We start from the raw sequence: 22,150 nt of genomic DNA on the forward strand, positions 1-22,150 counted from the left end.
CCCCGCTCGGGGGAGGGCGGCCTTCGCCGCGTTGACCTGTGGAAACCGTCACCGGCCCGGGATCGGCGGGCTCGGGCCGGCCACCGGACGACTGGCGACCGACCGGCGACCGGCTGGTGAATCGTTTTGGCTGACGGCCTCGGCGTTCCGGCTAGAGCCGGGCGGCCTTGGCGATCAGCGCGAGCGCGGCCTCGTGCTCGTCCTCCTCCAGCGGCGCCAGCAGCAGCTGCTGGACCTGGGCCACGCCCGCGGCCGAACGGTGCAGCAGGTCCTGTCCCGCCGGTGAGAGCGAGAGCAGGTTGCGCCGTCCGTCCGAGGGGTCGCGGCGCCGCTGGACCAGGCCGCGCCGGACCAGCCGGCTGACCATCTCGGCCATCGTGGCCTTGTCCAGCGAGGCGAGCTCGCCCACCGTGCGCTGGTCGGCGCCCGGCTCCAGTTCGAGGGCGTCCAGCACCGCGTACTGCGGCGCCGTCAGCTCCGAACCGACGTGCTCCGACCAGAGCTTGGTGTGCACCTGCTGGCTCACCCTGATCAGGTAGCCGATCGCCCGCTGGGCGTCCAGCATCGGTCGCGCGTCCGTGAGGACGGCGACCTGGGCCGGCTCCAGTCTGGCTATCTTGGCCATCACGCGGACGAGTTCCAGCTGCTCCTCCGAGGTGAGCGGCTCGAACAGCGTGCGCTGCACGCGGACCACTCCGCCGGTGGCCTCGCGGACGGCCTGGGCGCCGCTCTGCGAGAGAGCGAGCAACTTGCGCCGGCCGTCGGCCGGGTCTCGGCGCCGCAGCACCAGGCCGCGCCGGACCAGCCGGGCGACCATCTCGGCCATCGTGGCCTTGTCGAGCGAGGCACGCTCGCCGACCGTGCGCTGGTCAGCGCCCGGTTCGAGGGCGAGAACCAGCAGGACCGCGAACTGCGGAGCCGTGAGATCGGCTCCGACGTGTTCGGACCACAGTCGCGTGTGGACCTGCTGTGCAACGCGGATGAGGTGTCCGGGCGACTGCTGCAGTCGCGCGGACACGCGGGTCGTCGGGATCTCCCCCAGCACCATGTATCCGTCCCGATGTCACACCCGGTGTGTGTGGGACACCCGGGTGGGGCAGTAACGGCGAGTGGGCGTCCCGCTGTGAGGGAGAACGTCCCAGCCGTGCAGCCGGTGGCTGCTGGCGGACACTATACAAACGGCGGGCCCTCGCTGGCAGGCAGGGGCGGATAGTAGACGCAGGTTCGGCAACATTGGCATATTTACGCGCCGAGCCGACCCGCCGGTAACCCGTTCGCAGGAGAAAGCCGACCGGCCGGTCCTTACCCACGGTCACCTGCACCTTCACCCTGGCCGAGCCCCCTACCCGCCGGTAGGGTGTGGCCACCGGGCCGGATCCGGGCTCCGGAACGGCCCCCGGGTCCCGAGCACCCCCCGAGCGGTTCCTGGGAGTTCCCTGGGCCCCGGACCGGCGCCGCACCCGCCCCGGACCCGGCGCCGGGCCGCCCGCCCGGCCGGCTCCGGAGCGCGACCGGCGCGCGACCGGCGCGCGACGGGCCCGGCCGCAACCCCCGGTCAGCTGCAACTGACCTGCAACAACACACGATTGCCCCGATCGCTCCGATGCCCCCGAGAGAGACGAGACCGAGCATGACCGAGCAGACCACCGCCCCCCGGGTCGCCGTCGTCACCGGCGCCGCGCGCGGACTGGGCGCCGCCACCGCCCTGCGCCTGGCCGCCGACGGCTACGCCGTGGCCGTCCTCGACCTGGAGGAGTCGGCCGGCCGGGAGACCGTCGAGCGGATCACCGCCGCCGGCGGGCGCGCCCTCGCCGTCGGCGCCGACGTCTCGGACGCGGCCCAGGTGCGGACCGCCGTCGAGCGGATCGCCGGCGAGCTCGGCGCCCCGGTCGTGCTCGTCAACAACGCGGGCGTGCTGCGCGACAACCTGATCTTCAAGATGACCGAATCGGACTGGGACACGGTCATGAACGTGCACCTGCGCGGCGCGTTCCTGATGACCCGGGCGATCCAGAAGTACATGGTGGACGCCGGTTTCGGACGCATCGTCAACCTCTCGTCCTCGTCCGCCCAGGGCAACCGCGGCCAGGCCAACTACTCGGCCGCCAAGGCCGGTCTCCAGGGCTTCACCAAGACCCTGGCCATCGAGCTCGGCAAGTTCGGCATCACCGCCAACGCGGTCGCCCCCGGCTTCATCGCGACCGACATGACGGCCGCCACCGCCGCCCGGGTGGGCATGGACTTCGAGGACTTCAAGGCCGCCGCCGCCACCCAGATCCCGGTGCAGCGGGTCGGCGTGCCCGAGGACGTGGCCCACGCCATCTCGTTCTTCGCCTCCGAGGGCGCCGGCTTCGTCTCCGGCCAGGTGGTCTACGTGGCCGGCGGCCCCCTCGACTGAGCCACCGGACCTACACAGGGTTACCACGGGGTGGGAACCGGCACGGCCGGTCTCCCGCCCCGTTCCTTTTGCCCGGACTTGGGGAAAAGCACACGAACCCCTTACGGACATTCGATCCGAAAACGCCTTTGGATCGTCCTGAAACAGACCTGCGCCGATCGGAGAACGGCTTTGCCGGGGAATTCCGAATCGGACGGGGAATCACGCTGCGTCGCTGGGTAGGTTCACCGCCGTGCATGCGCCGAGTGAACCGCCGCGCCGCCGGCAGGCCGCCCTGCTGGGCCTGGCCGCCCTCGGCTACCTGCTCGTGGCCGCCGCCGTCCTGCTCGACACCTCGCTGGTCGACCTCGACTGGAAGATCCGGCTGTACCGGCCCTCCGACCACTGGCCCGGCCTCCAGCCGCTGCTGGACACCTGGGTGGTGGCCGGTCAGCGCGGCCCCTCCGCGCTCGCCGCGTTCGCCTGGCTCGGCTGGCGCGCCCGCCGGCTGGGCCGGGTCCGGCCGCTGCTGGTGATGGGCGCGGCGCTGCTGCTGCTCAACCTCACGGTCGGCGGGGTCAAGATCGTCACCGGCCGGCTCGGCCCGCACTACGCCCACTACATCGGCTCGCCCGGGCTCTTCTCCGGCGGCACCATATTCCCGTCCGGGCACACCGCGAACGCCGTGGTCACCTGGGGCGTCCTCGCCTACCTGGCGGGCCGCTGGCGGCGCACCGGCGCGCTCCTCGCCGGAGCCACCGCCTGGTCGGTCGGCCTCACCACCGTCTACCTGGGCACCCACTGGGTCACCGACGTGCTGGCCGGCTGGGCCGCCGGACTGCTGGTGCTGCTCTCGCTCCCGCTGCTGGAGCCGCTGGTGCTGGCCGCGGAACGCCGGCTCACCCGGCGCCGGAGGAGGGCGGGCGCTATCCCTCCCAACTGCGGACGACCACCCCGTCGCGCACCGCGAGGTTGAGCCGGCCCTCCCGGTGGTCCATGGTCATCGCGGCCCCGGGCGCCAGCACCCGCACCGAGGCCCAGCCGTGCCGGCGGGCCAGCTCCTCGGCCCGTTCGACCCGCAGCCCCGCGTAGCCCTCCGCGTCCGTGTCCGTCATCGCCCCTCCCCGGCTCGCCCAGCGGACGTACGCTGGAATCGTAGACCGCCGGCGGCGGACCGGCTGCCCGGGCCGGGCGGACCGGGTCGGCGGGGACGACCGGGAGGTGACCCACGGATGCCCGCCACCACCCCGCGGCGGTGGCGCAGCGGCTCCGAGCCCGCCACCGCCCGCAGCGACCTCAAGCTGCGCTACCTGCTCGCGCTGACCTTCACCCCGCTGTTCGCGCTGGCCACCGCGGGCTTCGCGTTCTGGGCCGCGAGCGCCCCCGCGTTCGGCGCGCCGAGCCGGGGCACCCTCACCGGCTTCGCGGTGGCCTGCGGCATCCTCACCCTGTTCGCCGTGGTCGATCTCGTCATCGTCGTCCGGCGCCGCCGGACCGAACTCTGACGCGGTGTCTCCCGCGGGGTGGGAAGCCGGCCTCCGGCCTCCCGCCCCGCGAAACGGCGGCACTCAGCGGTTGCCGACCGCCTGCTTCACCAGCGTCCGCCCGAAGTCCCACATCAGGCCGCTCCCCCGGTGCGCGTCCTCCATCACGTCGGTGAAGGCCGCCATGAACCGGTCCACGTCCTGCTCGGTGATGATCAGCGGCGGGATCAGCTTGATCACCTCCAGGTGGTCCCCTGACACCTGGGTGAGGATCCGGTGGCGCTGGAGCAGCGGGACCACCACCATCTGGGCGAACAGCCCCTTGCGGGCGGCCTGGAGCGCCGTCCAGCCGGTCCGCAGCTTCAGTGACTTCGGGCGGCCGAACTCGATGCCGATCATCAGGCCGCGCCCGCGCACCTCGGCGAGCAGTTCGTAGCGGTCGACCAGGGCGGTCAGCCGCTCGCGGAAGTGGTCGCCCACCTTGCGGGCGTTCTCCACCACCCGCTCCTCCCGGAGGACCTCCAGGGTCGCCAGGCCGGCCGCCATCGCCTGGGCGTTGGAGCCGAAGCTGGCCGAGTGCACCAGCACCCGGTCCATCGAGGAGTACACCTTCTCGAAGATCCAGCCCTTGCCGAGGGTCGCCCCGACCGGCACGTAGCCGCCGGACAGCGCCTTGGCCGCGCAGACCAGGTCCGGCAGCACGCCGTCCTCGTGCTGGTAGGCGAAGAAGTCGCCGGTGCGTCCGATACCGGTCTGCACCTCGTCGCAGATCAGCAGCGCCCTGTGGTCGTGCAGCAGTTCCTGCGCCGCGCGCAGCCAGCCGGGCGGGGCGGCCTGGACGCCCTTGCCCTGGATCGGCTCGACGATCAGTGCCGCGACGTCGCCGCGCTTGAGCTCCTTGGCCAGCGCGGCGAGGTCGCCGAGCGGGATCGCGGTGTCCGGCAGCAGCGGGTCGAAGCCCTTGCGGAACCCGTTCTCGCCGTTGACCGAGAGCGAGCCGGCGGTCAGGCCGTGGAAGGCGTGGTCCGCGTAGAGGATCCGCTTGCGGCCGGTGGCGTACCGGGCGAACTTGAGCGCGGTCTCCACCGCCTCGGTGCCGCTGTTGCCGAAGAAGACCCGGTCCAGCCCGGGCGCGTGGGAGAGCAGGCGCTCGGCGAGCAGGCCGGGCAGCGGCGAGCAGTCGAAGCGGACCAGGTCCGGCAGGTCGAGGTCCATCACCTGCTGGACGGCCGAGCGGACCACCGGGTGGTGGCGGCCGAGCGCGAAGATGCCGAAGCCGGCCAGCATGTCGAGGTACTCGTTGCCCTCGGCGTCGTAGAAGTACTGCCCCCGGGCCCGCTCGTAGTACTTGTCGAAGCCGATGGTGTGCAGCATCCGCGTCAGCTGCGGGTTCAGGTAGCGGCTCTGCAGCTCGTACCGCTCGCCGCCGCGCTCGGCGAGCAGGGCGGCCAGGTCGAAGCGTGTCCCGGCGCGCCCGGCGCCGTCCACGTGCTGCTCGATCCCGCTGCGGTCGAGGCGGTCGGTGCTGTCGGGGTCAGCCGGCATGGTGCTGGTTCGCTCCTCGGTTCGGAAGTCCCCGGTCCGGTAGTCCTCGGGCCGGAAGCAGGTGCTTGGCGAAGGCGGCGGTCTGGGCGGCGACCCCGGTGCCGGTCAGCCCGGCCTCCTCCAGGATCTCGCCGCGCGCGGCGTGCCCGAGGAACTCCTGCGGCAGGCCCAGCACCCGCACCGGGACGTCCACGTCCGCGTCCCGCAGCGCCTGGGCGAGCGCCGCGCCGACCCCGCCGGTGCGGCCGTTGTCCTCGACGCTGACCACCAGCCGGTGCGCGGCGGCGAGGGCCGGCAGCGCGGGGTCGACCGGCTTGACCCAGCGCGGGTCGACGACGGTCGCGGTGAACCCCTCGGCGAGCAGCAGCCGGGCCGCGTCCAGCGCGGCGCCGGCCATGGTGCCGACGGCGACCAGCAGGATCTCCGGCCGCTCCCCGGTGCGCAGCAGGACGTCCACGCCGCCGATCTGTTCGACGGCGGGCACGGCGGGGCCGATGACGCCCTTGGGGAAGCGGACCACGGTGGGGGCGTCCTTGACCTCGACGGCCTCGCGCAGCTGGGCGCGCAGCTGGTCGGCGTCGCGCGGGGCGGCCAGCCGCAGGCCGGGGACGACCTGGAGGATCGACAGGTCCCACATGCCGTTGTGCGAGGCGCCGTCGTTCCCGGTGACGCCGGAGCGGTCCAGTACGAAGGTGACGCCCAGCCTGTGCAGGGCGACGTCCATCAGCACCTGGTCGAAGGCCCGGTTGAGGAAGGTCGCGTACACCGCCACCACCGGGTGCAGCCCGCCGGTGGCCAGGCCGGCCGCGCTGGCGACGGCGTGCTGCTCGGCGATGCCGACGTCGAAGGTCCGTTCGGGGTGGGCCTTGGCGAACTTGGCGAGCCCGACCGGCTGGAGCATCGCCGCGGTGATCGCCACCAGGTCCGGCCGTTCGGCGCCGAGGGCCAGCAGTTCGTCGCCGAAGACCGAGGTCCAGGAGACGCCGGCGCTGGGCGAGATCGGCAGGCAGGTGTAGGGGTCGATCGGGTTGACGGCGTGGAAGCGGTCGGCCTCGTCCTGTTCGGCGGGCCGGTAGCCGCGGCCCTTGACGGTGAGGCAGTGCACGATGACCGGTCCGCCGAAGCCGCGCGCCTTGGTCAGCGCGGACTCCAGGGCGGTGAGGTCGTGGCCGTCGATCGGACCGAGGTACTTGAGGCCGAGGTCCTCGAACATGCCCTGCGGGGCGAAGGCGTCCTTGAAGCCCTTCTTGGCGCCGTGCAGCGCGTCGAAGATCGGCTGGCCGACCACCGGGGTGCGCTGGAGGGCGTCCTTGCCCCAGGACAGGAAGCGCTCGTAGCCCTGGGTGGTGCGCAGCGCGGCCAGGTGGTTGGCGAGGCCGCCGATGGTGCGGGCGTAGGAGCGCTCGTTGTCGTTGACGACGATGACCAGCGGCCGGTCCTCGGCGTCGGCGATGTTGTTCAGCGCCTCCCAGGCGAGACCGCCGGTGAGCGCGCCGTCGCCGATGACGGCCACCACCGGGTCGTTCCTCCCCAGCAGCCGGTTGGCCTTGGCCAGGCCGTCGGCGTAGGAGAGCGCGGTGGAGGCGTGGGAGTTCTCGACGAGGTCGTGCTCGGACTCGGCGCGGGACGGGTAGCCGGAGAGGCCGCCCCTGGCGCGCAGCCGGGAGAAGTCCTGGCGGCCGGTGAGCAGCTTGTGGACGTAGCTCTGGTGGCCGGTGTCCCAGACGATCCGCTCGCGCGGGGAGTCGAAGACCCGGTGCAGGGCGATGGTCAGTTCGACGACGCCGAGGTTGGGGCCCAGGTGGCCGCCGGTGCGGGTGACGGCGTCGATCAGGAAGTCGCGGATCTCGTCGGCGAGCCGGGGCAGCTCGGCGGCCGGGAGGGTTCGCAGGTCCGCCGGGGACGTGATGCCGGAGAGCAGTGACATGGCTTTTCACCTCACGACTCGGAGCGGTGCGCCGGGTGCGCCGCCGTGGCCGCGCCCGCGGGGTGGTCCGGCCCGGGTCGGTGCCCGGGCCGGACGGGGGCGGGCGGCGCGGTGCGCCGGCCGCCGGGGAGTGCGCTCAGCGGCTCCGGCTGGAGCCGACGGTATCGGTGATCGCCCGCAGGGACTCCTTGAGGGAGCCCATGGTGGCGAGGACGGCGGTCGGCTCGTAGCCGCAGTGCGCCATGCAGTTGGAGCAGCGGGCGTCCTTGCCGCGGCCGTACTTGTCCCAGTCGGTCTTCTCGATCAGCTCGCGGTAGGTCGGCACGTAGCCGTCGGCCATCAGGTAGCAGGGCCGCTGCCAGCCGAACAGCGAGTAGTTGGGGATGCCCCAGGCGGTGCACTCGAAGTCGACCTTGCCCTCCAGGAAGTCCAGGAAGAGCGGGCTGTGGTTGAGCCGCCAGCGCCGCCGGTTGCCGCCGGCGAAGGTCTTGCGGAACAGCTCGCGGGTCTGTTCGACGCCGAGGAAGTGGGCCTGGTCGGGCGCCTTCTCGTAGGCGAACGCCGGGGAGATCATCATCTCGTCGACCTTGAGGTCGTCGTTGAGGTAGTCGAGCACGTCGATGATGGTCTGCGGGGTGTCGGTGTTGAAGAAGGTGGAGTTGGTGGTCACCCGGAAGCCGCGCCGCTTGGCCTCCTTGATCGCCTCCACCGCCTCGTCGAAGGTGCCCTCCTTGGCCACCGAGGCGTCGTGCCGCTCGCGCAGCCCGTCGATGTGCACGGTGAAGGTGAAGTACGGCGAGGGCTTGAACTTGTCGAGCTTCTTGCGCATCAGCAGCGCGTTGGTGCAGAGGAACACGTACTTGCGGCGTTCGACCAGCTGCCGGACGATCTCGTCGATCTGCGGGTGCATCAGCGGTTCGCCGCCGGCGATCGAGACCATCGGGGCGCCCGACTCCAGGACCGCGCCGACCGCCTGGGCGACCGGCATCCGCTGCTTCAGCACGCCCGCCGGGTGCTGGATCTTGCCGCACCCCTCGCAGGCCAGGTTGCAGGCGAAGAGCGGTTCCAGTTCGACGATCAGCGGGAATTTGTCGCGTCGCTTCAGCTTCTGCTGCATGAGGTAGGTGCCGACCCGCACGGTCTGGCGCAGCGGCATGGCCATGGCTAGCTCGCCTCCTGGGGGAGCGTCGAGGATGTGGGGTGGTTGAGGGCGGCGGGCGCGGGGCGGCCGCGCGCCGGCCGGTCGTTGCGAAGGTGCCAGTCGACCAGGGCGGGCACCGTGGAGCGCAGCGCCCGCCAGGCGCGGACGCCGGCCGGCAGGGTGCCCGGGCGCAGCAGCTCGCGCTCGGGCGTGTCGACCACGACCCGCAGGACCGCCGCGGGCAGGCCGGGGCGCAGCTCGCACAGGGCCGCCAGTACGGCGGCGGCCTCCATGTCGACGGCGAGCGCGCCCTGGAGGTGCAGGGCGCGCCGTTCCAGGCCGCGCACCACGTGGTCGGCGGTGTGGTGCACGCCGGTGTGCGCGGTCAGGCCGCGCACGGTGAGGGCCCGGGTGAGCGCCGGGCCGGAGTCGACGGCGAAGTGGTTGCCCTCGGCATCGCGCACCCCGTCGGCAACGATCACGTCACCGGGCGTTATTCCCGGCGCGACGGCGGCGCCGAAGCCGGCCACCACGACCGCGCCGTAGCCGCCGGGGGCGGCGGTGAGCAGCCTCCTGACGGCGAGTGAGGCGCGCCGCCGGCCGACCCCGGTGCGCACCACGACGGGCGGGCCGCCCGCCGCGCCGCGCCAGTCCCCGCCGCGCAGGGCCCACACCTCGGGGCCGAGCGCGCAGAGGACCAGCAGCGGGGAAGCGGTCACCGGGACGCCCCGATCGCCGCCGGTCCGCCGGCCGGGCGGCCGGTGGCGGGGGTGCCGTGCAGGTAGCGGCCGAGCGCGGTGACCGGGAACACCAGCCGGTACAGGTGGTAGTTGATGGAGAAGTCCCACGGGAAGCCGGTGCCGGTGAACTGGGGCTCGTCCCAGGTGCCCTCGGGCAGCTGGGTGCGCACCAGCCAGTCGGCGCCGCGCTCGACGGCCGGGTTGGCCCGGCCGTCCGGTCCCTCGCCGGCCGCGAGCAGCGCCATCAGCGCCCAGGCGGTCTGCGAGGCGGTGGACTCGCCGCGCCCGGCCCAGCGCTCCGGGTCGTCGTAGGAGCGCATGTCCTCGCCCCAGCCGCCGTCGCCGTTCTGGCGGTCCTCCAGCCAGCGCACCGCCCGGCGGATCGCCGGGTGCTCGGCCGGGACGCCGGCGGCGACCAGCGCGGGCAGCACCGAGCCGGTGCCGTAGATGTAGTTGGTGCCCCAGCGGCCGAACCAGGAGCCGTCCGCCTCCTGGTTGCGCAGCAGCCACTCGACGCCGCGCCGGGTGCGCGGGTCGTGCGCCCGGCCGACCTCGGCGAGCATCTCCACGACGTGCGCCGTGACGTCGGCGGACGGCGGGTCGACGACCTCGCCGAAGTCGCAGAACGGCAGCTTGTTCGGCAGGGTGCTGGTGTTGTCGACGTCGAAGGCGCCCCAGGCGCCGTTCTTGGACTGCATGCCGAGGTTCCAGCGCACGCCCCGGTCGACGGAGCCGGCCACCTTGGCGGGGTCGGGGTGGGCGACCCGGCGCAGCGCGAGCACCACCTCGGCGGTGTCGTCGATGTCCGGGTAGGTGTCGTTCTCGAACTCGAAGGCCCAGCCGCCGGGGGCGAGCGCGGGCCGCTGGACGGACCAGTCGCCGCGCTTGGTGATCTCCTCGCCGAGCATCCAGTCGACGGCGGAGACCAGCGCCGGGTGGTCGGCCGGGACGCCGGCGTCGACCAGGGCGATGGTGGCCAGGCAGGTGTCCCAGACCGGGGACTGGCAGGCCTCCAGCCAGCGCCGGCCGTCGGGGGTGTGCACGGTGAAGCGGTCGAAGGAGGCGAGGCCGGCCCGCATCACCGGGTGGTCGAGCTCGTAGCCCTCCAGGTGCAGGGCGATCAGCGAGTAGACGGCGGGGGGCTGGATGCCGCCCCAGCAGCCGTCGGCCTCCTGGCGTTCGACGATCCAGCGGCAGGCCTGGGAGAGCGCGAGGCGGCGCAGCGGGCGCAGGGCGCGCCGGTGGTAGGCGTGCAGGACCTTGTCGAGGCGTTCGAACAGGCCGTCCCAGCTGGTGGCGGGCGCGAGCGGCCGGGCGGGGAAGGGGTCGTCCGGGTCGGTGTGCAGCTCGGTGAGCGGGAAGGGTGCCGGGCGGACCGGGCGGTGGGCGGAGACGATGGTCAGCGGGACGATGGTCTGCCGGGCCCAGCAGCCGAAGGCGTAGATGTTCAGCGGGAGCCACTTCGGCAGGAACATGATCTCCGGCGGCATCTCGGGCAGCCGGTCCCAGGGCCACCAGCCGAAGAGCGCGAGCCAGATCCGGGTGAACACCCGGGAGGCGGCGATGCCGCCGGCGGAGCGGATCCAGCGGGCGGCGGCCAGCATGTGCGGGGCGTTCGGGTCGTCCCCGGCGAGCTTCAGGGCGACGTAGGCCTCGACGGTGGTGGAGAGCTCGGCCGGGCCGCCGTGGAAGGTGGACCAGGTGCCGTCCTCGCGCTGCTGGGAGCGGATCCACTCGGCGGTCGCCTTCGTCTGCTCCTCGGTGCGGATCCCGAGGAACTGCCGGAGCAGTAAGTCCTCGGCGTCCATCGTGACGTTGGTCTCCAGATCGCCCTTCCACCACCCCTCGGAGCTCTGCAGGGAGAGCAGGTGCGTGGTGGCACGGGCCAGGGCCTCCTCGGCGGAGGCGGCGCCGTCCTGCGGTTGATCGGTCCGGCCGGCCGGGGCGTCGGGGCCGGACCCCTCGGGCTGCCACCGCCCGGCGCTCAGCAGCGCCGGGGGGAGGCCGCCCACCGCGACCGGCTCGGAATCGTACTCAGGGTCGAGCCGGCCGTCCGCGGTTGCTGTCAACGTAACGTCACCTCTCTCGTACCACCACGAATTCGGCGAGTGCGACGAAGTGCTCGCGCACCACATCGGGCATGGGCACCTCGTCCAGGGCGGCGAGGGCAGTCGTGTGCTGGCGGCGGGCCTCCTCCTGGGTCCAGGCCCGGCCGCCGGCCTTCTCGATCAGCAGGGCGCGGGCGGCCAGCTCGGTCTCGCTCTCCTCGCCGCGCCCCTTGGGGTCGGCGAGCTGTTCGGCCAGTTCGCGGGAGGCCGCGCCGCCCTCGGCGAGGGCGGCGGCGACCGGCAGGGACTTCTTGCGCTGGCGCAGGTCGCCCCAGTGCGGCTTTCCGGTGACCTCGGTGGCGCCCCAGATGCCGAGCAGGTCGTCCACCGCCTGGAAGGCCAGGCCCAGGTGCTCGCCGAAGCGCTGGAGGGAGTCGGCGGCCCGGTCGTCGGCGCCGGCCAGGACGGCTCCCAGCGCCGAGGCGGCGGAGAGCAGGGCGGCGGTCTTGCCGCCCTCCATCTCCAGGCACTCGGCGACGGTGACGGTGTCCCGCTGCTCGAAGGCGACGTCCATCGCCTGGCCGTCGATCAGTCGGCGGCTGGCGGTGTTGAGCAGCCGGACGGCGCGCGCGGCGTCGGTGGCGCTCGCGCCACCCGTGGTCGCGGCGTCGAGCAGCACCTCCGTACCGAGCGTCGCCAGGGCGTCACCGACCAGGATCGCCTGGGCCGGGCCGAAGACCGTCCAGGCGGTGGCCCGGTGGCGCCGGGTCTCGTCACCGTCCATCAGATCATCATGGAGCAGGGAGAAGTTGTGCACCAGTTCAACAGCGACCCCACCGGGCACGCCGGCCTCCGCCGGGGCGCCGGCGGCCTGGGCCGAGAGCAGGGCCAGGGCCGGGCGGACGGCCTTGCCGCCGTCCCCCGCGACCGGCGTGCCGTCGCGGTCGATCCAGCCGAAGTGGTACGCCGCGACGGTGTCCATGGGTGCCGCCAGACGGGCGACGGCGGCCCTCAGCGGCGGGGTGCAGAGCGCGCGGGTGCGGTTGAGCAGCTCCGGCACCGAGACCGGTTCGGCATGCGCCGTGCCTCCGACGGCCGTGCCGATGCGTGACTCCACGTACGTTCCCTCTCCCTGGTGGTGCCTGGCCGCGTGGGACGGCCGGACGCTGGCGGTTTTGGTGCGGCCGGTGGGGCCACGGCCGGCGAGGACGGTCGTGCCGCCGGGACCGAACGGGTGACCGCCCGCTCTGACGGGCTCGCCGCCGCCCCCGGCGGGCGGTGCGCCGGTCACCGCGGCCACCTCCCGTCGCCGCGGTCCACGGGCCGGCGCCGGCCGTCGGCGGCGAGGGCCGCGTCGGCGGCGGCGTGACCGCTGCGCACGGCTCCTTCCATGGTGGCGGGCCAGCCGGTGGCCGTCCACGCGCCGGCCAGCAGCAGGCCGGGGACGGCGGTGCGCGGGCCGGGGCGCAGCGCGGCCGTGCCCGGGGCCGGATCGAAGGTGGCGGTGCGCTCCCTGGTGACGAAGAAGTCCAGCACCTCGGCCCCGCCGGCGGCGGGCAGCAGCCGGGCCAGTTCCGGCAGGTAGCGGCGGCGCAGCTCGGCCACCGGCAGGTCGATCTCGTCCTGCACGGCGGACTGCGACAGCGCCAGGTACTGGGCGCCGGGGTGGGCCGCGCCGAGCGCGGCCCGGGCCAGGCCGGAGTGCGCGGTGCGGTCGAAGACCCACTGGACGGGTGAACCGAGCGCGGCGAAGAACGGCCGCCGCAGCACCCGGCGGTCGTAGATCACGTGCACGTTGAGGATCGGCGCGGTGCCGAACCCGGCGAGCCGGTCCTGCCCGGCGATCGCGTCCGGCGGCAGCAGGGCCGCCGCGGTGTCCTGGGCGCCGGCCAGCACCACGGTCTCGGCGGCGAGCGGCTCGTCGACGCCCTCCAACCGGACGGCGTGCTGCGGGACGGCGGGCTTGAGCTCGCTCACCCGGGCGCGCAGCAGGACCTTCACGCCGGCGCGCTCCAGTTCGGCGAGCGCCCGGTCGTGGTGGATCGCGCCGAGCGGGACGGTGGCGGCTCCGATGTCGGAGGCCCCGGGGTCGGAGAGCAGCCCGGTCTTGAACACCATGGCGGCGAGCGCCAGCGACACCTGGTCGGCCCGGGCGTTCAGGGTGGCCACGCCGACCAGGTCCCACAGCGCGGCGAGGGTGCGCTCGTTCTGGCCCCGGCTGCGCAGCCAGTCGCCGAAGGAGACGGCGTCCAGCGCCGGGTCGGCGAGGTCGAGGCGGCGCAGCGCGAGGGCGCCGCGGACCACCCGGGCCCGGTCGGCCGGGCCCAGGTGCGGGTAGCGGGCCAGGCTTCCGGCCAGGTGCAGCGGCACCGGCAGTGCGGCGCGCGACAGCCGGCCGAGGGTGCGCACGGGTGCGCCGGCGGGGCCCTCGACGCCCAGCACGGGCACTTCCAGGCGGTCCTGGAGGTGCACCAGCCGGTTGGCGCCGAGGCGCTCCAGCAGGCCCCGGTAGGCGGTGCAGCAGCGCAGGTAGACGTGCTGGCCGTTGTCGACGGTCAGCTCGCCGCGCTGGAAGGAGAAGGCCAGGCCGCCCAGCCGGGGGCGGCCCTCGGCGAGGGTGACCCGGTGGCCGGCCTCGGCCAGCCGCAGTGCGGCGGTGATGCCCGCGAGGCCGCCGCCGACCACGACAGCGGCCGGGCGCGCGGCGTCGGCTCGCCCGGTCATCGGCTCTCCCCCTCGCGTCCCGCGCCCGGTCCGGTCGTGGCCGGAGCGCCCGTGGTCAATGCGGTCGGACCCGGGACCAGTGCGGTCGGATCCGGCACAGCCGTCAACAGGGCTCTACCCAGAAGTGATTCCCCGCTGACACAGCGTGACAGAACTGTGGCGAGAATCAAGAACGCCCCCCGGCGAGCCCGGAAAGCGCCACGTACGCCTTCTCCCAGCCCGGCAGCGACACCCTGCCGCGCAGCACCGACTCGGGGTCGGCGGCGATCCGGCCGAGCAGCCGGTGGTAGATGCCGGCCATCGCGGCGGTGCAGGCCCGGCTGCGGCGGTCGAGCATCGGCAGCAGCCGCAGGCCCTCCTCGAAGGCCGCCTGGGCACGGGCCGCCTCGAAGGCGATCAGGCCGGTGAAGTCGGCGCCGACCGGCGGGCGGGGCCGGGTGAAGCCCTCCTGGCAGCCGAACCTGACGAGGTCCTCGGTCGGCAGGTAGGTGCGGCCGTTCATGGCGTCCTCGCGCAGGTCGCGCAGGATGTTGGTGAGCTGGAGCGCCAGGCCGAGGGTGTCCGCGTAGCGGGCGCCGCGCTCGGGGTCCTCGCAGCCGTAGACGCCGAGCGACAGCCGCCCGATCGCCCCGGCCACGCACCGGCAGTAGACCTTGAGCTCCTCGAACGTCTGGTACTCGGCGCCCTTGAGGTCCATCTCGACCCCGTCGATCAGCTCGTCGAAGCCGCCGAGCGGGATCGGGAAGCGCCGGGACGCGTCCGCCAGCGCGACCTTGATCGGGTCGGTGTCGTCCTCGGCGACGGAGCCGGCCCGGACCTCGTCCAGCAGCTCGCGGGTGCGCAGCAGGGCCTCGGCCTTGCGGTCGTCCGGGAGGTCGCCGTCGCCGATGTCGTCCACCCGGCGGGCGAGCGCGTACAGGGCCGACATGGCCAGCCGCTTCGGCTCCGGCAGCAGCCTGATGCCGTAGCTGAAGTTGCGGGCCTGCAGCCCGGTCACTGCCTCGCAGTACCGGTACGCCGCCATGACGGGCGCGGACGCCAGTGGTGATGCCGCCACTCGGGCGTTCACCTTCCCTTCGCGAAGATGGCCGCCGCCTTCGCTGCGAGGCGGCGCTTGTCCGGCTTCGCCTGCTGGGCGAGAACGTCGTACCCGGCGTCCTCGACGGCCGCCAGGGCCGCGTAGCCACCCGCGGTGAATCCCGCCAGGAGCAGTCGAAGCCTCCCCCGAACCGTACCTACCAATGGCGCACCGCGGTCGAGCAGGGTGCGGGCACGGTCCACCTGGAAGGCGATCAGCCGGCGCACCGCGGGGCCGGCGCTCGGCGCGGCGAGGTCCTGCTCGGTGACGCCGAACCGTTCGAGGTCCTCGACGGGCAGGTAGATCCGGCCGCGGGCGAGGTCCTCGGCGACGTCCTGGAGGTGCTCGACGATCTGCAGGGCGGTGCAGACCGCGTCGGACATCGCGATCCGCTCGGGGGTGGAGACGCCGGCGATGGCCAGCACCAGGCGGCCGACCGGGTCGGCGGAGAGCGTGCAGTAGCCGAGCAGGTCGTCGTACGTGGCGCAGCGGTCGGTGGTCTGGTCGACCCGGTTGGCCTGGATCAGCCGGCGGAACGGCTCCGGGGTGAGGCCGTGCCGGTCGACCAGCGGGACCAGCGGGCGCATCAGCGGGTGGCGGGGGGCCTCCGCGGCGGCGGAGGGGGCGAGGGCGGTCTCGAAGACCCGGTCGAGGTCGCGCTCCAGGCCGTCCAGCAGGGCGAGCCGGAAGGCGGTCTCCGCGGGGCCGGGCCGGTGCGGGCCTCCGGGGGCGGCGCCGGCCTCCGGGGGCGGGGCGGGCACGCCGAGCAGTGCGGCGGTGGCGGCCGGGTCGGCGAGGTCGCCGTCGCCGGCGTCGTCGACCAGCCGGGCGAAGCCGTAGACCGTCATGAGGTCGTCGCGCCACGCGGCGGGCAGGAAGAACGGGGCGACCGGGAAGTTCTCCGCGTCCGCCTTGGCGAGGGTCGCCGCTCCCGCGGCACCCTCCGCCGGGTGGCCGTCCCCGGTCGGGGAATCACTGTTGGGCTGGGCCGAAGCCGACACTGCTGTCACTCCCCCGTTCTACACCGCTCCGGTGACCGGCCCGAGTCGGACACGCGTCCGATCACGGGAGTCACGTCCGGCACACCACCCCCGCGCCTACAGACTCGCACCAACGGCCGCGCCGGAGAAGAGCGCCTCACCCGGCGCACGGGGCGCTCACCCGGGCGGCGGCGGGCCACCCGGGGCACGGCAGGCGGGCCGGGGGCGCACGAAGGCGGGGCCGGTCCCGGACGTCCTCCGGAACCGGCCCCGCCGCACGGTCCTGCGCGCTGCCGCGCCGCGCTACGGGCGCTCGCCGCGCTCGTAGCGGCGGACGACCTCCTCGGTCGGCCCGTCCATGATCAGCTCGCCGGCCTCGATCCAGATGGTCCGCTCGCAGGTCTCGCGGATCGACGCGTTGTCGTGGCTGACCAGGAAGACCGTGCCGGCCTCCTCGCGCAGCTCCGTGATCCGCTTCTTGCTGCGCTTCTGGAAGGCCTGGTCGCCGGTGGCCAGCGCCTCGTCGATGAGCAGCACGTCGTGGGTCTTGGCGGCCGCGATCGCGAAGCGCAGCCGGGCGCCCATGCCGGAGGAGTAGGTGCGCATCGGCAGCGAGATGAAGTCGCCCTTCTCGTTGATGCCCGAGAAGTCGACGATGTCCTGGTAGCGGCGCTTCACGTCGGTCGGCGACATGCCCATGGCCAGGCAGCCGAGGACGACGTTGCGCTCGCCGGTCAGCTCGTTCATCAGCGCGGCGTTGACGCCGAGCAGCGAGGGCTGGCCGTTGGTGTAGATGCCGCCCTTCTCGGTCGGCAGCAGGCCGGCGATGGCCGCCAGCATGGTGGACTTGCCGGAGCCGTTGGAGCCGATCAGGCCGATCGCCTCGCCCCGGTAGGCGGTGAAGCTGATGCCCTTCACCGCGCGCACCTCGCGCACGCCGGAGCCGCGCTTGCGGCTGATGATCCGGCTGAGCGCCGAGGTGGCGCTGCCCTTGCCGGAGCCGGCGCCGTGCACCCGGTAGGTGATGTGCACGTCGTCGACGATGACGGTGGGCTCGCGGGCGACGTCCGCGTCGAACAGCTTGCGGCGCGGGACGGCGTCCTTCAGGCCCTTGGTCAGGTCGGTCCCCCGCACGTCGGTGTCAGCCACGGCCGTATTCCTCCTCAGCCTTCCAGAAGAAGACGTATCCGATGACCAGCATGCCCACACCCCAGGCGATCCCGTACTTCCACTGGTGCGGCGGGAACTCCAGGAACTGCGCCTGGTGCTTGTTGTAGATGACGGGGGCGAGCGCGTGGCGGACCAGGTCGATGTAGACCGAGGCCGGGTTGAGCTCCATCACCTTCTGCCAGAACTCCGGCCACTCCTTGATCTTGTCGGTGATGCTGTACATGACACCGGACAGGAACAGCCAGGCGCGCATCGCGAACGGGATCAGCTGGGAGATGTCGCTGGTCTTGGCGCCGATCCGGGCGAAGATCAGGGCGACGCCGGTGTTGAACATCGACTGCAGCACCAGCGCCGGGACCACCAGGATCCAGGTCCGGCCGGGCTCGACGCCGTTCAGCAGCACCACGGCGAACAGCACGACCATCGAGATCAGCAGCTGCTGGAGCTGGATCACGGTGAACGCGATCGGCAGCGAGGCGCGCGGGAAGTGCAGCGCGCGGATCAGCCCGAGGTTGTCCGCGATCGCCCGGGTGCCGGACTGCACGGCGTTCTGGGTGAACTGGAAGATGAAGACGCCGATGCAGAGCCAGGCGACGTAGTACGGGTTGTCGTCCTTGTTGCTCAGGATCTCGCCGAAGACCAGGTAGAACACCGCGCAGTTCAGCAGCGGCGTCACGACCTGCCAGATCTGGCCGAGCTTGGCGTCGGTGTACTGGGCGACCAGGCGCGCCGTGGCGAAGGCCCAGATGAAGTGGCGGCGGGCCCAGAGCTGCTTGCTGTAGGCGAACAGGCCGGGCCGTCTGCCGCTCACCGTCAGGCCGTACTTGTCCGCAAGCTGCTTGGGGGTCAGGCCCGCGTCCGCCCCCCTCGGGGCTGAGAGGCTGACGGGTTCACTCACTGTCGACACATTCGTCCTTCGCGCGGGATCGTCGGCGCCGGGCCGCTCGGCGGGGGTCCGCCGGCCTGGCGCCGCTGGGGATCCACTCGGATATCGGGGGGAGTGCGGCCGGTGTGTGGTCACCGGCCATGACGGCCGTCCTACCGTACGGTCGTCGGACTGATCAGATGACCGGCGGTCGGCCCAGCCGGGTCAGGCGCCACACGGTACGCCATCGCATGGGCCGCCGCGCACCGCAGGGTTCGCGCCAGCCCGCCTTGAACCCGCCCAGCCAGGCCTTGAGCGCCTCCGGGGAGGGCCGGCGGGCCAGCGTGAGCAGGAACCAGGTTCCCAGGTATAGAGGCGCCAACAGGGCCGGAAGGTTCCGCCTCGCGAGCCAAACCCTGTTCCGGGCCACATTGTGGAAGTACGTGGCGTGCCGCGCGGGCGAGGTGGTGGGGTGGTGGAGCACCACGTCGGCGCGGTAGTCGATGGACCATCCGGCGTCCAGCGCGCGCCAGGCGAGGTCGGTCTCCTCGTGCGCGTAGAAGAACTCGGCGGGCAGCTGGCCGGCGTTCTCGAACACCGCGCAGCGCACCGCGCTCGCCCCGCCGAGGAAGGTGGTCACCCGGGAGGAGCGCAGCGGGTCGCTGGCACGCAGCCGGGGCACGTGGCGGCGCTGGGTGGCGCCGGTGTCCGGGTCGGCGATCCGGAAGCTCACGATGCCGAGCTCCGGGTCGGCGGTGAAGGCCTCGCGCAGCAGCCGGGCCGCGTCGGTGCCGGGCAGCCGGCCGTCGTCGTCCAGGAACAGCACCGCGTCGACGTCCCGGCCGTTGGGGCCGAACAGCTCGATGCCGACGTTGCGCCCGCCGGGGATGCCGAGGTTCTCGGGCAGCTCGACGGTGCGCACGCCCTCCGGGAGCGGGGGCATCGGCACGCCCTGGGCGACCACGGCCAGCTCGACGGGCGGGCCCTGCTGGGCGCGGACCGACTCGATCAGCGCGGTCAGCTCGGCCGGGCGGTTGCCCATGGTGATGATCACCGCGCCGAGCCGGAAGGCGTCGGCGCCGGCGGGGCCGGCCGGCACGGCGCTCCCCGCGGTCCCGTTCCCCTGCACGTCGCTCCCCTGCGCGTCGCTCCCGTTCACGCTGCTCCCCTTCACCCGGCTCACCTGAGCCTGCTCGACAGGACGATGCTCAGCAGGTGCAGCACGGTCTGCAGCATGGCGATCGCGGCCAGCACGACGACGGCGATCCGGGTGAAGAACAGGCCCCCGTGGAGGACGTCGGCGACGCCCGCGGCCAGGACGAACAGCGAGGCCTCGACCGCGCCGACCAGCCGGTGGAACTTGAGGAACGAGGCCGCCCGGCGGGCCCTGGCGACGCCGGCCGAGCGCGGCACCGAGGCGCTGTCCTCGACCGCCGTCATGCCGCTGCGGGCGCGGGCGACGTCGACCAGGTCGGTCTCCGACTTGATCAGGATCGCGCCGAGCGCGGCCAGCGTGCCGAGGAAGGCCCACTCCCACTGCGCGGCGGAGCCCTCGCGGTGGAGCAGGTCGGTGGCCCGCAGGCCGAGGCCGGTCAGCAGGGCCGCCTCGGACATGTAGTGGCCGACCCGGTCCAGGTAGACGCCGGTGAGCGAGGTCTGCCGGCGCCAGCGGGCCACCTCGCCGTCCACGCAGTCCAGCAGCAGGTACACCTGGATCAGCAGGGCCGCCAGCACGGCGCCCGCGATCCCCGGGACGACCAGCGCGGCGCCGGCCAGGATGCCGGTGACCATCATCAGGTACGTCAGGCCGTTGGGCGTGATCGCCGTCACGGTGGACAGCACCCGGGTGATCCGCAGGGAGATCTTCCGCATGTAGAGCCGGCCGGCCCAGTGCTCGGCGCTGCGGCGCTGGAGCATGCCCTCCGGGTGGATCACCGCGCGCAGCTCCTCGATCGAGGGCCGGCGGGTCAGGTCCACCGGCGGCGGCGCGGCCCCCGCGGCGGAGCGGTCAGCTGTTGACGGCTTGGACATAGTCGGCGTACGCGTCCCTGATTGCGGAAGGGGAGAGGTCGAGGTGCTCAAGGATGGTGAAGCGGCCCGGCCGGGTGTTCGGAGCGTAGTGCACCGCCTCGGTGAACTCCGCCTCGGTGAAGCCGATCTGAGCAGCGGTCACCGGCAGTCCGTGGTGCGCCAGGCGCTCCACGATCAGGCCGGTCAGCTCACGCTCGCCCCGCAGGAAGCTGGCGAAGGCGGCGCCGAGGCCGACCTGCTCGCCGTGCTGGGCGGACCGCTTGGGGTACAGCACGTCCAGGGCATGCGAGATCTCGTGGCAGGCGCCCGACGAGGGCCGGGTGCTGCCCGCGATGTTCATCGCGATGCCGGACAGTACCAGTGCCTCCGCGAGGGCCGTCAGGAAGCCCCGGTCCTGGAGGTTCCCCGGGTGGCGCAGCAGGTTCTCGCCGGCCGAGCGGGCCATCGCGACGGCCAGTCCGTCCACCGGTTCGCCGGTCTCGGCGTGCGACAGCTCCCAGTCGGCGCAGGCCGAGATGTTGGAGACGATGTCGCCGATGCCGGCCGCGACGAAGCGCGGCGGGGCGCCCAGGATCACGTCCAGGTCGATCACGATGCCGATCGGGCTGGGCACCCCGTAGGAGCCGCGCCCGCCGACGTTGTCCAGGGTGGAGACGGGCGAGCAGATGCCGTCGTGGGCCAGGTTGGTGGGGACGGAGACCAGCGGCAGGCCGATCCGCGCGGCGGCGTACTTGGCCACGTCGATGATCTTGCCGCCGCCCAGGGCGACGACGGTGTCGTAGTGGCCGCCGTGCACCCCGCCGCGGATGTCGTCCGCCAGCCGGACCGCGCTGTCGAGGCTGCCGTCCTCGACGCTGTACCAGTCGGCGCCGGGCAGCGCCGGCTCCAGCCGGGCGCGCAGCACCGAGCCCGAGCCGTTGCTGATCGCCACCGCGATCCGGCCCGAGGCGGACAGCCGCTGGTCGGCGAGGATGCCGCCGAGCGAGTCCAGCGCGCCCGGGCGGATCTCCACGAAGACCGGTGACGGCACCAGCCGGGTCAGTACTGGCACGCGATCTCCCGCGCCTTCGCCAGGTCGTCGTGGTTGTCGACCTCGACCCAGGAGACCTCGCCGATCGGCTGGACGTCGATCCGCAGGCCGCGGTCGACCATCTCCTGGTAGCCGTCCTCGTAGTACAGCTGCGGGTCGCGCTCGTAGGTGGCGCGCAGCGCGTCGGCGAGGTCGGCGGCGGCGGACGGGTTGACCACGGTGACGCCGATGTACTCGCCGGTGGCCTCCGCCGGGTCCATCAGCTTGGTGATGCGGCGCATGCCGGCGGTCGGGTGGACGACCACCTTCATCTCCTCGTCGGCGAGGCGCTTGACGGTGTCGAGGGCGAGCAGGATGCCGGGCTCGCGGCCCTCGGCGGCCAGCCGGGCGTTGGCCTCCAGCATGGTGCGCTGGACCGAGACCGGGTGGACGGTGTCGCCGTTGGCGAGCAGCAGGCCCTCGGTGAAGAGGTCACGGGCGCACCAGAGGGAGTAGGCGTTGTTCCACTCCTCGGCCTTGTCGTTCTCGACCAGGGTGAGCCGGACGCCGTACTTCCGCTCCAGGGCCTCCTTGCGCTCCTCCACCGCCTCCTTGCGGTAGCCGACGACGATCGCCGCCTCGCGCAGGCCGACCTCGGCGAAGTTGCCGAGGGTGAGGTCCAGGACGGTCCGCTCCCCGTCGACCGGCACCAGCGCCTTGGGCAGGGTGTCGGTGTACGGGCGCAGTCGGCGGCCTGCGCCGGCTGCCAGAACGAGGCCGATCATGCGGGGTCTCCTGATCCGTCGTGCGGTGCGCGGCCGCGCGCGGCTACCGGGAGTCTCCGGGTGACCGGCGATGGCGCGCCGGGGCCGCCGAGATGCGGCCGCGGTGTCCTATGTGATGGTAGGCGACCATGACCACCGGCCCGAACGCGGCCGGAGCATCGAACACCGATCGAACACATTCCGAACATCTCTACTATTACGGCGCCCCTCCCCCGCCACCTGACGCCCCCGTGCCGACCGGTTGTG

General features: G+C 73.3%; 20 protein-coding genes. 3 read left to right on the plus strand and 17 right to left on the minus strand.

Translation table 11 applies throughout. The features are described from left to right. Positions 1-151: 151 nt before the first annotated feature. Entirely contained in the window at positions 152-1,018 is an 867-nt protein-coding gene (locus tag ACFU74_RS18435) for a MarR family winged helix-turn-helix transcriptional regulator (RefSeq protein WP_380757841.1), read from the minus strand. A 612-nt stretch (positions 1,019-1,630) separates the two neighbouring features. On the opposite strand from ACFU74_RS18435, the gene fabG reads away from it, so the two are divergent. Together fabG and ACFU74_RS18445 are read left to right on the plus strand one after the other, a co-directional pair. Continuing rightward, the gene (gene fabG, locus ACFU74_RS18440) at positions 1,631-2,398 is read left to right on the plus strand and encodes a 3-oxoacyl-ACP reductase FabG (protein ID WP_380757843.1); all 768 of its coding nucleotides are present in this window, start codon (positions 1,631-1,633) and stop codon (positions 2,396-2,398) included. Positions 2,399-2,630: 232 nt separating this feature from the next. Beyond that, on the plus strand, positions 2,631-3,353 hold the full coding sequence (locus ACFU74_RS18445) for a phosphatase PAP2 family protein (RefSeq protein WP_380757845.1): 723 nt from the start codon (positions 2,631-2,633) through the stop codon (positions 3,351-3,353). Here ACFU74_RS18445 and ACFU74_RS18450 read toward each other — a convergent pair. Continuing rightward, positions 3,304-3,492, minus strand: a complete 189-nt coding sequence (locus ACFU74_RS18450) for an I78 family peptidase inhibitor (protein ID WP_380757847.1) — start codon at positions 3,490-3,492, stop codon at positions 3,304-3,306. The two genes, ACFU74_RS18445 and ACFU74_RS18450, sit on opposite strands and share 50 nt — an antisense overlap. Before the next feature lie 117 nt (positions 3,493-3,609). Between ACFU74_RS18450 and ACFU74_RS18455 the strand changes: the two genes are divergently transcribed. Then, a complete protein-coding gene (locus ACFU74_RS18455; protein ID WP_380757849.1) occupies positions 3,610-3,882 on the plus strand; it encodes a DUF6343 family protein in 273 nt (90 codons plus the stop codon). Between the two features lie 63 nt (positions 3,883-3,945). On the opposite strand, the gene ACFU74_RS18460 is transcribed toward ACFU74_RS18455, so the two are convergent. From ACFU74_RS18460 to ACFU74_RS18530, 15 genes are all read right to left on the minus strand, one after another. After that, entirely contained in the window at positions 3,946-5,406 is a 1,461-nt protein-coding gene (locus ACFU74_RS18460; RefSeq protein ID WP_380757851.1) for an aspartate aminotransferase family protein, read from the minus strand. Next, positions 5,396-7,333 (minus strand): 1-deoxy-D-xylulose-5-phosphate synthase, encoded by a 1,938-nt coding sequence (dxs, locus tag ACFU74_RS18465; RefSeq protein WP_380757853.1) that lies wholly within the window; start codon positions 7,331-7,333, stop codon positions 5,396-5,398. Before dxs ends, ACFU74_RS18460 begins: the two co-directional genes overlap by 11 nt. A gap of 136 nt (positions 7,334-7,469) precedes the next feature. After that, entirely contained in the window at positions 7,470-8,495 is a 1,026-nt protein-coding gene (gene hpnH, locus ACFU74_RS18470; RefSeq protein ID WP_380757855.1) for an adenosyl-hopene transferase HpnH, read from the minus strand. A gap of 2 nt (positions 8,496-8,497) precedes the next feature. Continuing rightward, positions 8,498-9,193: a 1-hydroxy-2-methyl-2-butenyl 4-diphosphate reductase gene (locus ACFU74_RS18475; protein ID WP_380757858.1), complete on the minus strand. Its 696-nt coding sequence runs from the start codon at positions 9,191-9,193 to the stop codon at positions 8,498-8,500. Then, positions 9,190-11,283, minus strand: coding sequence for a squalene--hopene cyclase (gene shc, locus ACFU74_RS18480; RefSeq protein WP_380757860.1), 2,094 nt, complete (start codon positions 11,281-11,283; stop codon positions 9,190-9,192). Before shc ends, ACFU74_RS18475 begins: the two co-directional genes overlap by 4 nt. 7 nt (positions 11,284-11,290) lie before the next feature. Further along, complete coding sequence (locus ACFU74_RS18485) at positions 11,291-12,379, minus strand: polyprenyl synthetase family protein (protein ID WP_380757862.1); 1,089 nt, start codon at positions 12,377-12,379, stop codon at positions 11,291-11,293. A gap of 170 nt (positions 12,380-12,549) precedes the next feature. Further along, a complete protein-coding gene (hpnE, locus tag ACFU74_RS18490; RefSeq protein ID WP_380757864.1) occupies positions 12,550-13,986 on the minus strand; it encodes a hydroxysqualene dehydroxylase HpnE in 1,437 nt (478 codons plus the stop codon). Between the two features lie 166 nt (positions 13,987-14,152). After that, the gene (hpnD, locus tag ACFU74_RS18495) at positions 14,153-15,010 is read right to left on the minus strand and encodes a presqualene diphosphate synthase HpnD (RefSeq protein WP_380757889.1); all 858 of its coding nucleotides are present in this window, start codon (positions 15,008-15,010) and stop codon (positions 14,153-14,155) included. Between the two features lie 41 nt (positions 15,011-15,051). Then, entirely contained in the window at positions 15,052-16,074 is a 1,023-nt protein-coding gene (gene hpnC, locus ACFU74_RS18500; RefSeq protein ID WP_380757866.1) for a squalene synthase HpnC, read from the minus strand. A 273-nt stretch (positions 16,075-16,347) separates the two neighbouring features. Then, positions 16,348-17,151 carry an ABC transporter ATP-binding protein gene (locus tag ACFU74_RS18505; protein ID WP_380757891.1) on the minus strand — a complete coding sequence of 268 codons (804 nt, stop codon included), beginning with the start codon at positions 17,149-17,151 and terminating at the stop codon, positions 16,348-16,350. Between the two features lie 34 nt (positions 17,152-17,185). After that, a complete protein-coding gene (locus tag ACFU74_RS18510; protein ID WP_380757868.1) occupies positions 17,186-18,121 on the minus strand; it encodes an ABC transporter permease in 936 nt (311 codons plus the stop codon). A 154-nt stretch (positions 18,122-18,275) separates the two neighbouring features. After that, on the minus strand, positions 18,276-19,121 hold the full coding sequence (locus tag ACFU74_RS18515) for a glycosyltransferase family 2 protein (protein WP_380757893.1): 846 nt from the start codon (positions 19,119-19,121) through the stop codon (positions 18,276-18,278). A 137-nt stretch (positions 19,122-19,258) separates the two neighbouring features. After that, the gene (locus tag ACFU74_RS18520) at positions 19,259-19,996 is read right to left on the minus strand and encodes a CDP-alcohol phosphatidyltransferase family protein (RefSeq protein WP_380757895.1); all 738 of its coding nucleotides are present in this window, start codon (positions 19,994-19,996) and stop codon (positions 19,259-19,261) included. Between the two features lie 91 nt (positions 19,997-20,087). Continuing rightward, on the minus strand, positions 20,088-21,161 hold the full coding sequence (locus ACFU74_RS18525; protein ID WP_380757870.1) for an iron-containing alcohol dehydrogenase family protein: 1,074 nt from the start codon (positions 21,159-21,161) through the stop codon (positions 20,088-20,090). Continuing rightward, positions 21,149-21,904, minus strand: coding sequence for a sugar phosphate nucleotidyltransferase (locus ACFU74_RS18530; RefSeq protein WP_380757872.1), 756 nt, complete (start codon positions 21,902-21,904; stop codon positions 21,149-21,151). Before ACFU74_RS18530 ends, ACFU74_RS18525 begins: the two co-directional genes overlap by 13 nt. Between the last annotated feature and the right edge of the window lie 246 nt (positions 21,905-22,150).

This window comes from Kitasatospora sp. NPDC057500 (genome assembly GCF_042802195.1).
Taxonomy (GTDB): Bacteria; Actinomycetota; Actinomycetes; order Streptomycetales; family Streptomycetaceae; genus Kitasatospora.

What these genes read in the sequence shown, in the direction of transcription:
- hpnE (WP_380757864.1), bottom strand. Translation starts at nt 13,986, where the DNA reads ATGACCGGGCGAGCCGACGCCGCGCGCCCGGCCGCTGTCGTGGTCGGC.
- fabG (WP_380757843.1), top strand. Translation starts at nt 1,631, where the DNA reads ATGACCGAGCAGACCACCGCCCCCCGGGTCGCCGTCGTCACCGGCGCC.
- ACFU74_RS18520 (WP_380757895.1), bottom strand. Translation starts at nt 19,996, where the DNA reads ATGCTCCAGCGCCGCAGCGCCGAGCACTGGGCCGGCCGGCTCTACATG.
- dxs (WP_380757853.1), bottom strand. Translation starts at nt 7,333, where the DNA reads ATGTCACTGCTCTCCGGCATCACGTCCCCGGCGGACCTGCGAACCCTC.
- hpnD (WP_380757889.1), bottom strand. Translation starts at nt 15,010, where the DNA reads ATGGCGGCGTACCGGTACTGCGAGGCAGTGACCGGGCTGCAGGCCCGC.
- ACFU74_RS18450 (WP_380757847.1), bottom strand. Translation starts at nt 3,492, where the DNA reads ATGACGGACACGGACGCGGAGGGCTACGCGGGGCTGCGGGTCGAACGG.
- ACFU74_RS18515 (WP_380757893.1), bottom strand. Translation starts at nt 19,121, where the DNA reads ATGGGCAACCGCCCGGCCGAGCTGACCGCGCTGATCGAGTCGGTCCGC.
- hpnH (WP_380757855.1), bottom strand. Translation starts at nt 8,495, where the DNA reads ATGGCCATGCCGCTGCGCCAGACCGTGCGGGTCGGCACCTACCTCATG.
- ACFU74_RS18530 (WP_380757872.1), bottom strand. Translation starts at nt 21,904, where the DNA reads ATGATCGGCCTCGTTCTGGCAGCCGGCGCAGGCCGCCGACTGCGCCCG.
- ACFU74_RS18460 (WP_380757851.1), bottom strand. Translation starts at nt 5,406, where the DNA reads ATGCCGGCTGACCCCGACAGCACCGACCGCCTCGACCGCAGCGGGATC.
- ACFU74_RS18455 (WP_380757849.1), top strand. Translation starts at nt 3,610, where the DNA reads ATGCCCGCCACCACCCCGCGGCGGTGGCGCAGCGGCTCCGAGCCCGCC.